The organism is Acinetobacter sp. F-1, assembly GCF_022869025.1.
Taxonomy (GTDB): Bacteria; Pseudomonadota; Gammaproteobacteria; order Pseudomonadales; family Moraxellaceae; genus Acinetobacter; species Acinetobacter pseudolwoffii.
The window spans coordinates 1-16,855 of sequence record NZ_JAJKFX010000007.1 but is presented as its reverse complement, the minus strand read 5'-3'; the positions used below and the strand labels follow the sequence as shown (position 1 = coordinate 16,855).

General features: G+C 37.9%; 11 protein-coding genes and 2 pseudogenes. 12 read left to right on the top strand and 1 reads right to left on the bottom strand.

What is annotated here, in order from left to right; translation table 11 throughout:
• Nucleotides 1-168: 168 nt before the first annotated feature.
• The 4 genes from LOZ91_RS08175 to LOZ91_RS08160 all read left to right on the top strand — a co-directional run bounded on the left by LOZ91_RS08175 (nt 169) and on the right by LOZ91_RS08160 (nt 6,773).
• A complete protein-coding gene (locus tag LOZ91_RS08175) occupies nt 169-2,385 on the top strand; it encodes an AAA family ATPase (RefSeq protein ID WP_244782999.1) in 2,217 nt (738 codons plus the stop codon).
• Nucleotides 2,386-2,387: 2 nt separating this feature from the next.
• The gene (locus LOZ91_RS08170) at nt 2,388-5,021 is read left to right on the top strand and encodes a hypothetical protein (protein WP_244782998.1); all 2,634 of its coding nucleotides are present in this window, start codon (nt 2,388-2,390) and stop codon (nt 5,019-5,021) included.
• Nucleotides 5,022-5,205: 184 nt separating this feature from the next.
• On the top strand, nt 5,206-5,859 hold the full coding sequence (locus tag LOZ91_RS08165) for a hypothetical protein (RefSeq protein WP_244782996.1): 654 nt from the start codon (nt 5,206-5,208) through the stop codon (nt 5,857-5,859).
• A gap of 347 nt (nt 5,860-6,206) precedes the next feature.
• Nucleotides 6,207-6,773 carry a recombinase family protein gene (locus tag LOZ91_RS08160; protein ID WP_104470814.1) on the top strand — a complete coding sequence of 189 codons (567 nt, stop codon included), beginning with the start codon at nt 6,207-6,209 and terminating at the stop codon, nt 6,771-6,773.
• A 215-nt stretch (nt 6,774-6,988) separates the two neighbouring features.
• Here LOZ91_RS08160 and LOZ91_RS08155 read toward each other — a convergent pair whose 3' ends face one another.
• Nucleotides 6,989-8,269 carry a cation transporter gene (locus tag LOZ91_RS08155; RefSeq protein ID WP_104500112.1) on the bottom strand — a complete coding sequence of 427 codons (1,281 nt, stop codon included), beginning with the start codon at nt 8,267-8,269 and terminating at the stop codon, nt 6,989-6,991.
• Between the two features lie 90 nt (nt 8,270-8,359).
• On the opposite strand from LOZ91_RS08155, the gene cadR reads away from it, so the two are divergent.
• From cadR to LOZ91_RS08115, 8 genes and pseudogenes are all read left to right on the top strand, one after another.
• Nucleotides 8,360-8,752, top strand: a complete 393-nt coding sequence (gene cadR, locus LOZ91_RS08150) for a Cd(II)/Pb(II)-responsive transcriptional regulator (protein WP_004733193.1) — start codon at nt 8,360-8,362, stop codon at nt 8,750-8,752.
• Between the two features lie 142 nt (nt 8,753-8,894).
• The gene (locus tag LOZ91_RS08145) at nt 8,895-9,305 is read left to right on the top strand and encodes a hypothetical protein (protein ID WP_025465702.1); all 411 of its coding nucleotides are present in this window, start codon (nt 8,895-8,897) and stop codon (nt 9,303-9,305) included.
• A 48-nt stretch (nt 9,306-9,353) separates the two neighbouring features.
• Complete coding sequence (locus LOZ91_RS08140) at nt 9,354-10,721, top strand: TolC family protein (protein WP_004677225.1); 1,368 nt, start codon at nt 9,354-9,356, stop codon at nt 10,719-10,721.
• Nucleotide 10,722: 1 nt separating this feature from the next.
• Nucleotides 10,723-11,985: an efflux RND transporter periplasmic adaptor subunit gene (locus LOZ91_RS08135; protein WP_071851559.1), complete on the top strand. Its 1,263-nt coding sequence runs from the start codon at nt 10,723-10,725 to the stop codon at nt 11,983-11,985.
• A complete protein-coding gene (locus tag LOZ91_RS08130) occupies nt 11,975-15,133 on the top strand; it encodes a CusA/CzcA family heavy metal efflux RND transporter (protein WP_244782995.1) in 3,159 nt (1,052 codons plus the stop codon). Before LOZ91_RS08135 ends, LOZ91_RS08130 begins: the two co-directional genes overlap by 11 nt.
• Before the next feature lie 85 nt (nt 15,134-15,218).
• The gene (locus LOZ91_RS08125) at nt 15,219-16,118 is read left to right on the top strand and encodes a cation diffusion facilitator family transporter (protein ID WP_004665978.1); all 900 of its coding nucleotides are present in this window, start codon (nt 15,219-15,221) and stop codon (nt 16,116-16,118) included.
• Nucleotides 16,119-16,321: 203 nt separating this feature from the next.
• Nucleotides 16,322-16,501 (top strand): annotated as a pseudogene (locus tag LOZ91_RS08120) (hypothetical protein); the annotation flags it as partial.
• A 237-nt stretch (nt 16,502-16,738) separates the two neighbouring features.
• Nucleotides 16,739-16,855: pseudogene (locus tag LOZ91_RS08115) on the top strand (IS5/IS1182 family transposase); the annotation flags it as partial.

Here is a 16,855-nt window from a genome sequence, read left to right as displayed (position 1 = left end):
ATTAACTATAGGATTCAATAATCTATTAAATTTGTTAAATAGATTTTTTATACTAAGTTAACAGATTGAGGTTTTTTAAAAGTTATTGTTCTTTTAAAGATAATGTATTTCACTAATCAAATTGAGATGATGAATTGAATTGTCTTTAAATATATACAAAGATATTTTATGAATGAAATAATTTATACACAAGATGAACTGAAAGATTTGTCGGACGATAAGATTTTGGATCTTTTGGCTAAATCTTGGGGAATCGATGATGGTAAATTCGAAGTTTGGGGAGATTTGCCACCTCTAGGCGACACGTCATTTGGATTTTTACGAAATCCTTATTTAGTAAAAACTGGTGATAGGCTCTATTATCCATTACAAGGGCATGAACAAGAGCCATGCCGATTTTTTGTGGCACCCCAAGATGCTTCTCGTTATGGTTCTAAGACAAAGCAGCGTTTTATCCGTTGCGAATTAGAGCTCTCCCCAGAATCAGAGCGAGTTAAACATAACAATCCATTTAGTTTATGTGTAAAAAAGGGATCAGGGGAAAACCTCCGTTATTTACCTAAAGAAATTCCGCAAGAGATTTTAATAGATCCACATTCAGATAGTGAACGCTCTCAATTCATCTCGAAATCCATTTATGACTTTTATTTTGAAAAAGCAATGGGGGATATTGATGAAGAGGTTAAACAAAGAAAAAGTGAGTTAGAGCAGCGATTATCGGAACAAGAAAATGAAGCGAATAAATTACTCGTAGAAAGTAGAGAGACATTAAAGAAAAGTGAAGAAAAAAGAGATACAGTCAAAAAACTTGTCGATACTTTGAATACTAGACATAAAGATCTTGAGCAGATTATCCAAGGATTAACTCAAGATAAAGAAGTTAAGCATCATGAAATACAGATACTTACAAAAAGATATGAACAGATAGAGGCTGAAATGAACAACAAAATTAAACGACTAAAAAGTTATGTGGCAGACAAGGCTCTGTTTCTTAAAACGTTTGAGTTTGTTGATGAAGAAGATTTGGAACTTTTTTTACTTGAATCTAAACCAGAGTCTCAACGTGTTGATGGGATCTCTTTTAGTGAGATACTAAATGGAGATTACCAAAAAGCAGTTTCTTATATTCAAGCACATTTGGTAAGCAAGGATATTTTGTATCCTCGTCATATTATTGAAAACTACCTGACTCTTCTCAGAACAAAAGACCTCATTATTTTGGCTGGAGACTCGGGATCAGGAAAAACTAATTTAGTTAAGTCATTTGCAAAGGCAGTCGGTGGTAAATCCATTATTGTTCCAGTGAAGCCAAACTGGACGAGCTCTGAAGACCTATTGGGCTATTACAACCCACTTGAGAAAAAATATTTAGCAACGCCTTTTTTAGAAGCAATGATAGAAGCTCAGCAAAATCCAGAGATTCCATACTTCATTTGTTTAGATGAAATGAATCTTGCACGTGTTGAATACTATTTTGCAGACTTTTTATCACTTCTTGAAACACGCGATGAGGATCCTGAAATCTCTCTTTATGCTGAGGATGAATCAGCACATGTACTGTCAGAGCTAAAAGCAGTTGTTGATATTATTCAATCAACCAAAGATAAATATAGCCAAAATGGTGTTGTTAATTTCATTGAACTTTTAAAAGATGAAAAACTAAATAGTCAACTTAGATTAGCATTTGGATTTAGTGATAAAGACTCACTGATTAAATATCATAACGAAATTCGTCGTATGCTTTCTGCTGTGATGACCATGCCCTCAAGTATCAAGATGCCTGCAAATATACATATTATTGGTGCAATCAATATTGATGAAACTACACATTACCTATCTCCAAAAATTTTAGACCGTGCGCATATTATGCGATTTGAGTCACCCCTATTATCTGATTGGGATGAAATTCTAGCAGAAGTTTCAGAGTACGAATTTGATGATATTTCAAAACCACTGATCTTCAATATTGATGCTTTAGGTTATCGAGCTAACTATCCTAAATTTGATCGTGAAAACCCATTCTGTAAACTTTTTATTGAACTTAATAAAGAGTTTTTCCATAAACTCGGGATTGAATTCGGTATGAGAACAATTCGTCAGGGGCTGAACTATCTTGACTTATTCCAAGATGTAAATAGCGATAATGAAATGGCAATTAATAATTTTCTATTGCATAAAGTGTTGCCAAAGCTAACCTTTGATGGAAATAAGCATGTTGGCGAGCAGACCAAGCTTGAACTTATAGAGCGTGTATTTGTAGAGAGGCTCAAGCAACAATTGCCAAACCATGAAAATTATAGTGAGATATTTTCGTCAATTCATGCACTCGAAAATGTTGTGAGAAATGCGAAAGCAAACGATGGAATTGTTAACTTCTGGTCATAATGATGAATCCATTTTTTGAAATTAAATATTTAGAACTTAAATGGTATGACCAAAAAACGCTAACAAAAGTCACAGAATCTTTGGTTTCTCTAGATGTTGAGTATGATGAAGAGCGTGATTTATTTCAGGTTGAAACGACCATTTATCCCAAAGTAGAGGGGGTGAAAAAAGGTCTATTAGCTATTCGTTTCTTGAATCAAAAATCGGATAAACCATATATTGAAATGCCGAATGGAGAGAAAAACTATTTAACTCCTATTAAAGACCCTGAAACAGGTATGAATTGGTGGATCGCGAAAGATCAATGGGTAAAAGAGCATAAACAGTGGTCTAGTATTGCCCCCAATATTGTTGGGAAGATTCGTCTTATCTTACAAGGCAAAGTTTGTGAAATAGCGATTAATGGCTCTGATTTTACCTTAGATCAGTTAGAACAATATTTGCGAACATTCAAGAATGACTTATGGGAACTGATTCTTGATGAAAATAGTGCCGTACAAGCTAAAGCTAAAGAAGGTCAAACAATAGGGATTGGCGAAGAGGCGATTGAGTGTATAACGAACCTCGCTGATCATGCTAAGAAAGTCCTAAAAAATCTTAAAGTTGAACTTCGTGAAATACAGACTTTGAAGCCTAGAAAAATGGTAAAGCCAGTCAACCGAACTTTCATGGAGCTTGCAACTAAAACCAATCAACGATTTTTAACGAGTCGTGCAACTGAACCATCCTACAATGTCGCTGAAAATCGCTATATCTTTTTTGCACTTGAACGATGCTATCGTATTATCAAGCAAATCGTGATACTTGCTGATAATAAAAAGCAACGCTTTCAACATATGGTTGAAAAACTTCAAGCTCAACATGATGCATTTAAAGATTATGTTAAGGTTGACCGTGATCTAGTAGTTTCAGATTTAAAAAAAATAGGTGAAAGAAGAAGGTTAGAATATTGGCAGAAAAAGCTAGACCAAAAAATTAAAGATATTGGTCTCGAGCTTCGTTCTAGTCCATCTTCTCAAGATGTATTTGTCAAACTGGAAAATACAACAACCAATCCATATGAAAATAAGCCAGACGGATTTTTTGTACTTGTATGGAATGGAGAAGATTGGGTAAAGCCACAGAATAAAAGCGGTATTTTAAATCTCAGACATACCTTTTCGAAGCTTTTAAAAGTTCTGCAACCTGGGATGGTATTAAGAATTAATGGTGAGTGTACATTTAATCATACATCTGGATCTATAAGATATGGATTTTCTAATATTCAAGAGATTGAGTTATTAGATTGCCTAGATATTCATAAAGCGAAGGAAATTTATGAAAATGAAAAGGAGATAGGGATAAAGTTAGCAGCTAATGATTGGTTGAAACCTTTATCAAAGCAAGAATTAGAAGAACAAGAAAAAGAGAAAATTGCTTTACGTAACCGCATTAGATTCTATACTGAAAATCAGAAGTTATGTGGCTACGTTTTTGAGAAAGTGGAGCCGAAGTTTCGTCTTATAAAAGAGATTCTCAAGCAGTTTAAGAATTTGGGGATTAAGGCTTCTTCTTACTTCCCTAATTCAATGACTTTTGTGCAAAATCCGAATTATCAGGGAGTACATAATAATTATAAAGTCCTACGCAATGTTACGAATTTGCATGATGAAAATCTTTTAATCAGTCTCGAAAAAATTGAAGAAATTGGTTTAGTCAATATGCCATTACTTTATGAAAGATGGACTCTTATTCAAATCATTCTAGTTCTTAAAGAAACATTTCGTTTTATTCCGCAAGATGATTGGAAGTACAAAATTATTGATGCGATCAAAAGCAATCAAGAAGATATTCAAGTTAATCTTTCAAATGAAGGAGCTAAACGGTATATCACTTTATGGTATGAGAAAAGATTACTAAATAATAAAAAACCTGATTTTACCTTAGATTTAACCTGGTTTAAGGAAAATGATATTGAAAATAAGAATGCACAATTTAAAAGGTTTGTATTAGACGCTAAATTTTATGACAAAAATACTTTTAATAAAGCAGGAGGTATGATGTCTAAGATTAATGAATTGTATGAGCACAAAAATTATAGCGAAGATGATCAAAACCCTGTTTTTTTAGTTCATCCATGTAAGAATCTAATTGACCAGCAAGTGACTGCACAAGAATGGGGGAAATATAGTTTCTTAGGGGAGTTGGATTGTTTAAATGATGAGATATTTTACTCACATAACAAAGGTGCAATTTTCTTAAACCCAATTGATCGTAATTTGTATAGTGATGAGTTACAACGTTTATTGGGTATGTTCCTTCAATATAAATTAGAAACTAGCGAAACTGATCCAAATAATGATAGAACTTTCGCTGTACCTATCTGCATTCGCTGTGGTTCAAATCATATTTTAAAAATTGAAAAATCTTCAGGCTACTATAACAAGGTAGGGGAATGGATCAAAAGGACGCCGAGGTCTGTTTGGATGCAGTGCGTAGAATGCGAACAAATGCAAATTTATAATCATTGTTCAAGTAAGACTCAAAATAGTACCCGATTAATAAAAAATGGACTTTATTGGTCTTATCACTCAGCAAGAGCATTGGAGCCATTTAATATGAAATGCCCAGAATGTGGTGAGTGGGGAGGTTGGTGAGTTTATTTTCTGTATATTGCTGAGGCCTAAATAGATCAATATAAAAAATGCCATTAATCTAGCGTTTTTTATTTGGCCTAGAAATAAGTATTCATCGGATATATGGGGGGGCACCTGATTCTGCTGTATTCATATCTGATCTCAGAAAATATAATAGGGTTTTATTTGTGAAAATAGGATCTAAATGAGACGTTTCTCCAGTAGAAGATATGTACCAAAAGTACAAAGTGGTCATTTGTACTATGTAAGACTTAAAACACCTGTAGGCAAGTTTTACAAGATTGGGTTTACAGCGTACGGCACAGTAGAAGAACGGTTTGACTACGGTGGATCTGGAGATTCTAAATATATAGACAAGGTGTTAATGTTCACATATAGCGATCAGGCATTTGATATTGAACAGTCACTGCATGGCTGCTTGTATGATAAAAAAGCTTTTGCAAAATTTAGTGCAAATGAGCACTTTCCATTAAGCCGTAATGGCCAGACAGAACTTTATATTGAAGACGTTTTGGGGCTAGATCCAGATTATACACCTGCACAAAAAAACAAGACCATTGAGCTCATGGAAGAGAAAAGAATATTTCTCTCCAACAAGAGTAAAGCCCAGTGGGAAATGGAAAATCTTTTCGTGGATATTCTGGTGAAGGGAATCATACTTGTACTGTTCCCTGCAATAGTTGTGCTTTCTATCATCATTAATACTATTAATAAAAAAAGCTCGGTAGAGTATTTAAGTGGTTTGATTGACAGGGTATTCAACGGTGGCAAAGCAGAGCAAAGAAAAAGGGATGCTGAAATTAAACAAAGAGTTGGTACGATTTTGAATACACTATAAATGACATGTAAGAAAATCTGGAACAAGCCATAAAGGGGGTATTTAATACCCCTGAGCGGCTTTGTTGTATAAACATTCTTCAAGATACTGATTTTTAAGGATTTGTTTAAATTTTAATCCAAAAATAAATTAAACAAAATCATAGTCTTAGATATTTATGCAACAAAGCCATCGGGGGCAGAATATTCATTCTGTTACTTTAGACTACACCCTAAAGTAACAGCCTAAAAGTTCGTAAAATTATGTACCATTTAAATGATTTTTAATCATATATAACATGTAACTTTGGTATTAAAAATTTATAATTTACGAAATTGTTCATTTTTCTTCAATTGGGGCGTGAAAAAGTGAAAGGCCAAAAAGTAGGGTATGTCCGGGTCAGTTCTGTCGAGCAAAACACTGGACGTCAACTTGAGGGAATTGAAGTCGACCGGATTTTTGTTGATCGTGCGTCAGGTAAAAATACCGACCGACCGAAATTTCAAGAAATGTTGAATTATGTCCGGGAAGGAGACCAGGTGATAGTACATTCCATGGATCGTTTTGCGCGAAGCTTAAAAGATTTGGTGACTGAAGTAGATAAACTGGTCAAACGAGGGATCTCCATCCAGTTTGTAAAAGAAAATATTACTTTTACGGCCCAATCCACTCCGATGGATAATTTGATGCTGCAACTGATGGGTGCTTTTGCACAGTTCGAACGTGAGATTATTCTGGAGCGGCAAAAGGAAGGAATTAAACTGGCATCAGCTCAAGGGAAGTACAAAGGTCGGGTACATAAATTGAAACCTGAGCAGGCTGAAGCTTTACGACAAGCATGGAAGGAAGGGAAATATCCTTCAAAAATGGCATTAGGTCAGGCATTCGGTATTAGTCGTCAAGCGGTATACCGCTATTTAAAAGCCGGGGAATAACTCAATTGAATTTTCGACTATATTTAGTTTAGCTTATGAAAATGAGGGAATGTGATAAATCTATGAAAAAGCCTATTCGAGGGGGGAGATTGAACTATCATACTGATTTTAGATGACCATTTAATCAATCACCCCAGATGTTTAGAAAAGAAAAAACCCCGGCATCCTGCTGGGGTTTTTAGTATTGGTTCGCTCGGTATAACTCTTGTTGTACCTTACTTCAAAGCCAAAATCTTTCGAGCACCATTAAGTACGAATAAAGAAACCAGTATACCAATGATTAAGTCTGGATAAGCTGATCCCGTCCATGCCACGAGTACACCGGCAAATATGACGCCCATATTTACCACAACGTCATTCGCTGAGAAAATCCAACTGGCTTTCATATGTGCGCCATCTTCTCGATGACCAGAAATAAGATATAAGCATGTCACGTTAGCTATAAGTGCGAGCAGGCCAATAACAATCATGAGCGTTGATTCTGGCTCGCTTCCAAACATGAATCGTCTAATGACGTCAACAATCACGATGACAGCGAGTAATAACTGAATCCAGCCTGCAAAATGAGCTGCTTTTACTTGATATTTCGCAGCTTTCCCGACGGCATATAGCGCAATACCATAAACGGCTGCATCGGCAAACATATCTAGAGAATCAGCAATCAATCCTGTAGAAGCAGCAATAATACCGCTGATGAATTCTATAAAGAACAGTAGAGCATTAATGCCTAATAACAGTTTAAGTACTTTAGCTTGTCTTACAGGATCAGGTTCATTGGGTAGGTCACCTGAAGAAAGCTGTGTTTCATCAAGTTTCGCCCCAAAACCCAGTCCTTCAAGTTTGGCCGTAATTTGCTGAATCCCTTCATTATGGAAGACTTTCAGTTTTCGATTGGGAAGATCAAAAGTAAGACCTTTAACTGCTTCAAGATCTGCAAGAGTCATACGGACCATTTGCTCTTCAGCAGAGCAATCCATTTTAGGAATGGTGTAGGTACTTGTTTGCTTGGCCTGTTGATTGCTTATATAAGTTTCAGTCTTCACAAGCTTTGCCCCAAAACCCAGTCCTTCAAGTTTGGTGGTTATATTTTCATCTTTTTGATTATGTAGAACCTTTAAAGAACGGTTAGGTAAATCAAAGATGAGTTTTTGAACACCATCAATTGAAGATAGCGCCATACGAACCATCTGTTCTTCCGCAGAACAATCCATTTTGGGAACTAAGTATTCACTCATGTAGTGCGAATCTTTTAAAACGTTTTCAGTGCTTAAATTTTCTTTGGGATCAGAACCACAACAGGATTGAGCGGTATCTTCACAACTGTTTGAAGTGTTACAGCAAGGAGATGAAGATTTTTCTTCTTCCTCTTCACCACAACAGCTAGGCGTATTATCACAATTCTTTGAATTGCTTGCTTCTGCAATTGATGGATGATTTTCTTGTTGAGATTTCTTATCTTCGCATGGTGTTTCTTTACTACATCCACAACCACTCATAGTTATACCCATTAAAAAAATTTATAAACTTTGAATATTAGAACCCCTATAGTTACTATAGAGTCAAGATTTTTTGGAAATACCAACTCAATGCATTTAAAAATTGGTGAACTCTCTAAAAAAACCTCATGTTCAGTATTAACAATTAGGTTTTATGAAAAGGAAGGTTTAATTCCGGAACCCGAAAGAACGGAAGGAAATTACCGCCTTTACGATATAGGCTATGTTGAGCGAATTAAGTTTATTTTGAATTGCCGAACTTTAAATATGAGTTTGAATGAAATTCGTCAATTACTTACCTATAAAGACAAACCTGAGAAAAATTGTTCAGATGTGAATGAATTAATTGACTTACATGTCAGTGCTATCAGAGAAAATATAATCAAGCAACAAAAGCTTATTGAACAATTATCTGATTTAAGAGGTACTTGTGATGGCTTATGTACAATTGACCAATGTGGAGTTCTAAAAAATCTAGCTTGATTATCTAGACCTATGCTTTTTTCAAAAATTCTGTATATCTTTACTTAAGGCTGCAAAAAGTTTAAGATTACTCAAATTCTGTGATCAGATCTTTGATAGATCTGGACAGCTTCTTATTGGTGTTTTAAATACAGATTTGTGTATGAAGAGAAAAACATTTCTAATCCAGATATTGGTACTCTTATTCACATTCCAGAATATTTGGAGTGTGGCAGAGGCTGCGTGTCTGCATGAAATGCCAAACATACCCAATTCAATACTCTCTAATCCAATCGATTTAGACGAAAAGAGTGATAGTCCTAGTCAAGCACTTTATTCCTTAGAAAACTATAAAGAAATTTATGACTATTGTCAGAAGGTTTGTTTTAACGAAAAGTGCAGTCATTTCTCAAATACAATCGTGATTCAGATTGACCCACCCGATGATTTGAAGCTTAAAACTCATTTTGAGACAGTCCTTACACCATCTTATTTGGGAAGAACTTTTTATAAATCCCCTTATCTGAATCAATTAACACCCCCTCCTGATTTGCCCCTACTATTGGTGGGGTAGTCTTATAAAAGCCCACCACTCCTAATCTCATTATGTGTGGTGCATTTCATGTCAAAAAACAAATTATATCAGGATACTTCTATCCTGAATTTATCCTGGTCAGCATTCCGTACAGGTGTCTTGCTATCAGCAATGATCAGCTTGAGTACTTCTGTAGTCGCCAGTCCTCAAGATTTAACGCTGCGACAAGCCATTGATCAGGTCAACCAGTATCAAGCGTCCCAAAATTTCTGGGAAACGCAAAACAGCATTAATGCCACGAATCTTCAGCAAAGTAAGCTGTTTAAAAATCCTGAACTGTCAGTTGAACAAACGGGATTTGGTTCAAATAATGAAAAAGAGCTTACCATTGGCATATCACAACCCTTGGATATTTTTGGTGAGCGAAAAGCAAACCAAAAATTAGCCAGTCTCTCTACAGATAAAACAGCACTGAAGCAGAAGATTTATCAAGCGCAAATTGAGCTTGCAGTGAAATATGTATGGTCACAACTGGCCATTGCCGAACTTGAAAGAAACATTGTCAATGAACAACTTCGGGTGAGCGAAGAAAACCTTAAAGCGATCGAGAAGCGCTTTACTGCGGGCGGTATCGCGCAAGTAGATGTGAATCGCGCACGTTTAAGTCATGCTGAAAATATCCGTCTTTTTAGACAGGCCGACTTACAAGTCCAAGTGGCCACCCAACAATTATCAAATTTATGGGGAACCTCTGATAAGTCATTGCAGGTAAACCTCTCTTCACAAAAGCTCTGGCCAAAATCGACTCATCAGCAGGTTCAAGAATATTTAGCGGAAAACTACGTTGAGAAATATCGAGCTTTACTGGTATTAGAGTCTCAAGCAACGGTTGATCAACTAAGGGCAAAGGCACGTCCTAACCCCACTTTAAACCTAGGTGTCAACCGCACCCAATCCTTGGAAAACTCCACACAAAATCAATTAGTAGTCGGAGTCAGTGTACCGCTTAATATTTTCGATCGTCAGCAAAATGGCATAAAAATCGCGCAAGAAAAAATGAACTTATTAGAGCGTCAGAAAGAGTTTTATCTAAAGCAAAATGCGCTGCAAATAGGCACAATTTTAACCGAGTTGCAGGGTTTAGAGCTGCAATTCAAAGTCGTTGACGAGACTCAAATTCCTTTGGCGACTCAAGTTCAAAGTAAGACGCTACAAGGTTTCTTGGCAGGCAAGTTTGCTTTAACCGATGTTCAGCAAGCCACGCTTCAATTACAAGACATCCGTCTGCGTAAAGTCCAGTTGTTACGGGATGGCTGGCAAAAGGCCATTGAAGCAGAAAGTTTGAGCTTAGGCATTAGCCCAAGTGAAGTCATGTCGAAAGATGCTATTGCACAAATCAATCAAAACTTATGGCAAGACATACAGGCCATGCCTGTCATTGGTGGGGGAAATTAACATGTTCGATCTTAAAAACAGCTTAAAAAAACAGAGCGGAAAAATCTCTCAACCTCTACTGATTGGTTTGGTCATCGGCGCAACCGTACTACTCAGTATTTTCTTGATCTTGTCGGGTAAGAATAAATCTGAAACATCAGATGAACATGCAGAGGAAGAAGGCGCAGAGGAACATGGAAGTGAAGAAGGCAAAGAGGAACATGGCGGTGAAACCGAAGAGCATGCAGAAGGCGTGAGCCTGACGGCCAAGCAACTGGTTGAACAAGGCATACAGTTATCAGCAGTCGATCAAGGTCCGGTGGTTAAATTAAGTTCTTATCCAGCAAAACTTAACGTGAATACCGACCAGCAAGCGCATGTCTCTCCGAGTTTTAGTGGTCATGTCGAAAATGTCTATGTAGAACTCGGCCAAAAAGTTCAGAAAGGACAGTCTTTGGCCACGTTGCTTGTTCCTGATTTAGTCGATCAGCAGGCCAATCTAAAAATTGAACAAACCAACCTTGAACTGGCGAAACAGGACTTCGAGCGTGAGCGTCAGCTGTGGTCACAGGGTATTTCAGCAAAACAGGACTATCAACGTGCTTACAACAGCTATAAACGGGCGCAAATTCAGGTCCAATCGGCCCAATCACGTTTAAGTGCGTTTGGTGCTGTGAATACCAGTAACGGGCGCTATATTTTGAAAGCCCCCATTTCCGGCGTGATCAGTAAAAAGGATTTGGTGCTCGGAGAAAATGTTCAGTTAGCCGATCAGCTCTTTACTATAGACCGGTTAGATCAGCTCTGGCTTGAGTTTATTGTTCCAAATTCTGAAATTATGGGTTTAGCCCCGAATCAAAAGATCGAATTTAAATCCTTGCAAACTGAAAAGGTCTATCAGGCAGTTATCCAGACTTTAAATACTGAAGCGGATACTCAAACGGGTCGTCTTCAGGTTCGAGCAAAAGTTGAATCGAATGCAACCGAATTACGTCCAAACTTGATGGTAAACGTACTGCTGCAACAAAAGAGTGAAAGTACCGCATTACGGGTGCTTAAGTCAGCAGTTCAGAATATCGATGGAAAGGATGTGGTTTTTGTCGCCACTCAACATGGACAGAAAGTTGAATTCAGTCCGCAGCCGGTGAAATTAGGTCAGTCATCTGGGGAGAGCCAGTGGATTGAAGTGGTAAATGGGCTTAATCAGGGACAAAAATATGCCGCTCAAGGTAGTTTCTTACTGAAATCTGAAATGGAAAAAGGAGAGGCTTCACATGGGCACTGAAAATTCTCAAATATCTAATAATGAGTCAATAAAGCCTGAAGGACTGTTTGATCGACTGATCCAGTTTTCAATTCATAATGCCATCTGGGTCATGCTGTTTATTGTGGCCTGGATTGGCGTAGGCATTTACAGCTATCAAAAGCTGCCGATTGATGCCGTGCCTGATATCACCAATACACAAGTACAGATCAACACTTCTGCCAATGGCTTTACTGCTTTGGAGATGGAACAGCGGATTACCTATCCTATCGAGAATGCCATGTCAGGCATGCCGAATATGGAACAAACCCGCTCTATTTCACGCTATGGTTTATCGCAAGTGACCATCATTTTTGAAGATGGTACTGATATCTACTGGGCCAGACAGCTCATCAACCAGCGCTTGCAAGAAGCAATGGGAGAAATGCCTGAAGATGTGCAACCGACCATGTCGCCTATTTCGACAGGTTTAGGTGAAATCTATCAATGGGTGATTAAAGCCGAACCTAATGCTAAAAAGCCGGATGGGACGTCTTATTCGGCTATGGACTTGCGTGAAATTCAGGACTGGATTGTGAGGCCGCAATTACAGCGTGTGAAAGGTGTTGCGGAAATCAACAGTATTGGTGGATTTAACAAGACCTATGTGGTTGCCCCTGACCTGAACCGATTGCAGCAATTGCAAATTCCTTTGACTGATTTACAGACCGCCTTAACAGAAAACAATGAAAACCGTGGTGCAGGCTATATTGAGAAAAATGGACAACAGTTGACTGTGCGGGTGCCCGGCACTTTAAACACGATTGAAGATATTCAGAACATCAGTATTGCCAATAAAAACGGCTATCCGATTCGGGTTGCAGATGTTGCCAAGGTATCGATTGGTCATGACTTGAGAACCGGTGCTGCAACCTATAATGGTGAAGAAACTGTATTGGGTATTGCCATGATGATGATGGGAGAAAATAGCCGTACCGTTGCTCAAGCCATTGATGAAAAGGTGCAATCGATCCAGCAATCGCTACCTAAAGGTGTGGTGATTGAGACTGTGTATGACCGTACGCATTTGGTTGATCGGGCGATTAAAACCGTTCAGAAAAATTTGATTGAGGGTGCAATCCTCGTCATTGTTATTTTATTTCTCTTTCTAGGTAATTTCCGTGCTGCGCTGATCACGGCTTGCGTTATTCCACTGTCAATGCTGTTTACCTTGACGGGAATGGCAGAGCAGAAGATTAGTGCAAATCTGATGAGTTTAGGGGCACTGGACTTCGGTATTATTATTGATGGTGCAGTGGTTATTGTAGAAAACTGTATCCGTCGGCTAGCAGAAGCTCAGAAGCTGAAAGGTGGTTTACTTAGCCGTTCTGAAAGATTTAAAGAAGTCTTCTTGGCTGCAAAACAGGCGCGTCGTCCTCTGATTTTTGGACAGTTAATTATTTTGGTGGTTTATCTACCTATCTTTACCCTGACGGGTGTAGAAGCCAAACTTTTCCATCCTATGGCAATGACTGTTGTACTGGCTTTAATTGGGGCCATGATTTTATCTGTCACTTTTGTGCCAGCCGCAGTTGCCCTATTTGTCACTGGAGAAGTCAAGGAAACCGAAAGTCGCTGGATGCATTGGCTTAAAACCAAATATGAACTGCTTTTAGATAAAGCCTATGAGCTTCGTTTATTTGTGACTATTGTGGCTGCCTGTATTTTAGTGCTTACGGGTGTGCTAGCTACTCAAACAGGTAGCGAGTTTGCACCTCAACTGGGTGAAGGTGATTTTGCTGTTCAGCAAATGCGTTCCCCAAGTACAGGGTTAGAACAGTCACTGAGAATGCAGGAAAATACTGAAAAGTTACTGTTGAAAGAATTTCCTGAAATTAAAGCAATCTTTGCCCGTACCGGTACAGCAGAAGTGGCCACAGATGTCATGCCACCCAACATTTCAGATGGCGTGGTACTGTTAAAACCTCATGATGAATGGCCTGATCCAAAACAAACGATTGATGAGCTTCGCCAAAGAATGATTACTTTCTTAGCGACATTGCCGGGAAATAACAGTGAGTTCTCGCAACCCATTGAACTGCGTTTTAACGAGTTAATTTCAGGGGTGCGAAGTGATGTGGGTGTCAAGTTATTTGGCGATGATATGGAAATTCTGAATCGTGAAGCGAATAAGATTTCTCAGAAAATTAAATCAATTTCAGGCGCGACAGCCGTTAATGTAGAGCAAACCAGCGGCTTACCCTTGTTGAATGTAGAAGTTGATAAGTCCAGAGCAGCACAATACGGCTTGTCGGTAAGAGCAATTCAGGATCTGGTGGCGACAAGTGTCGGTGGTCAAAATGTTGGAACCATTCTACAGGGAGACAAGCGTTTTGATTTTGTTATCCGTCTAGATGAATCCCAGCGTAGTCCCGAGCAGTTAGCGCTACTTCCTGTTCAATTGCCAAATGGTGGTTTAGTCCAACTGCAAGATGTTGCACGCGTTGAAAATATCCTGGGTATTAATCAGGTCAGCCGTGAAAATGGTAAACGTCGGGTGGTTATTACTGCAAATGTAGAAGGACGCGATTTAGGCTCATTCGTAACAGAACTTCAGAGCACGTTATCCAAACAGGAATTACCAAGCGGTTATTGGATAGATTATGGCGGTCAATTTCAAAATCTGATGTCTGCAAAAGCGCGTATGCAATTGGTGGTTCCGCTCGCATTGTTGACGATCTTTATTTTATTGATGGCTGTATTCCATAATATCAAAGAAAGCTTACTGGTCTTTAGTGGTGTCCCGTTTGCCTTATGTGGAGGCTTAATCGCATTGTGGTTGCGTGACATTCCATTATCCATGTCAGCAGGGGTTGGCTTCATTGCACTATCGGGGGTGGCTGTACTGAATGGCTTAGTCATGCTCACCTTTATCAAAGAGTTGCGACAGCAATATGACCTTTATTATGCAACGTGGCAGGGTGCAATTTTGCGTCTTAGACCTGTGCTGATGACCGCTTGTGTTGCTTCGCTTGGGTTTGTTCCGATGGCTTTGGCAACCGGGACTGGGGCAGAAGTACAGAGACCTTTAGCGACTGTAGTCATTGGAGGAATTATCTCCTCTACCCTGCTTACATTGGTTTTACTGCCTGTACTGTACCGGTGGATGAATGAAAAGAAAGCTTCTTAATCCATTAGATTAAGCAATTTTTAGCAGAGATATTGGGTCTGTCTCAAATATCTCTGCTAATCATGGATTAAATAAGGAAAATTTTATGTCAGAACATCATGATCATAGCCATGCGGTTGTTACTGAAGGAAATAGTAAGAAATTAATGTTTGCTTTGGGTTTAACGACTACTTTTTTAATAGTAGAAGTTGTCGCTGCTTTTATTACCCAAAGTTTAGCATTACTGTCTGATGCCGCTCACATGTTTACTGATGTAGCCGCATTAGCTATTGCTCTTGCTGCTATCAAAATTGGTAAAAAAGCCGCAGATGATAAAAGAACTTTTGGCTATCAGCGATTCGAAATTTTAGCGGCTCTGTTTAATGCAGTGATGCTTTTTGTGGTGGCGATATATATTGTCTATGAAGCTTACCAACGCTTTACGCATCCTGCTGAAATTCAAAGTGTTGGAATGATGATTGTCGCAGTCATTGGTTTGGTCATAAATTTGATTTCAATGAAAATCCTTTCTGCGAGTGCTCAAGAAAGTCTAAATGTGAAAGGCGCATATTTAGAAGTCCTTAGTGATGCACTGGGATCGATAGGCGTGATTATCGGAGGAGTGGTCATTTATTTTACCCAGTGGATGTGGGTAGATACCGTAATCGCTGTGTTAATTGGCTTCTGGGTTTTACCTCGAACTTGGGTTTTATTAAAACAAAGTATCCATATTTTGCTTGAAGGGGTTCCTGATGAGATTGATATTGAGTCGTTAAGAAATGATTTATTGATGCTAGAGGGTGTTGAAGGGATTCATCAGTTGAAAGTCTGGGCTATATCTTCAAAAAACATTCATTTAACTGCTCATTTGGTTGCTCCTAATAGCGATCCAGATCAGCTCTATCAAAAGGCCTTAGACGTTCTAAAACATAATCATAGTATTACTGAAATTACGTTACAAATAGAAAGTAAGGAATGTAATACATTGGAACAGCATAAACATTAAAGTGCTGCTCTTTCTACATAATGGACAGATGACTAGGCTGATAAACCTTACCATTTTCCTGTATTACACTTCTATTTATCACACGCACTTTAAACACCATCCTGAGACATTTTAAAATTACAAGAATGTAATTTATGAGTCCTCTGGGTGTTAATTCTTTAAAGTTAGAATATCTAACAAGTATTAAATGAGAGTAAATAAACATGCTATTCAAAAATAAATTTTGTACTAAATTACTGTTAATTAGTGCATTCTTTAGTATCGCAAGTTTTAGTTATGCAGATGGCGGCTTGTTATTTCTTGAAAAGAATTTAAAAGCTTCTAAAGTTGAAAATTCTAAACAAAAACAAGTTAAAAATAATGAATCAAATGAATCAAATGAATCAAATGAATCAAATGAATCAAATGAATCAAATGAATCAAATGAATCAAATGAATCAAATGAATCAAATGAATCAAATGAATCAAATGAATCAAATGAATCAAATGAATAGTTGGGTTGCATAAATAAATCAATTAGACTTATTCATTCAGCAATATAATTCCTGAATGAATAAGTTTATAACGGCTTTGTTGCACAAACCTATCTGTAAAGGCTTTTTCAGCGATATAATTTTCAAATGAAGAAGCCTACACACAAAATCTACCGCACAACCAATTGGCCCGCATATAACCGAGCACTCATAAGTCGCGGAAATATTGCCATTTGGTTTGATCCTGCTACGCAATGGTATGCT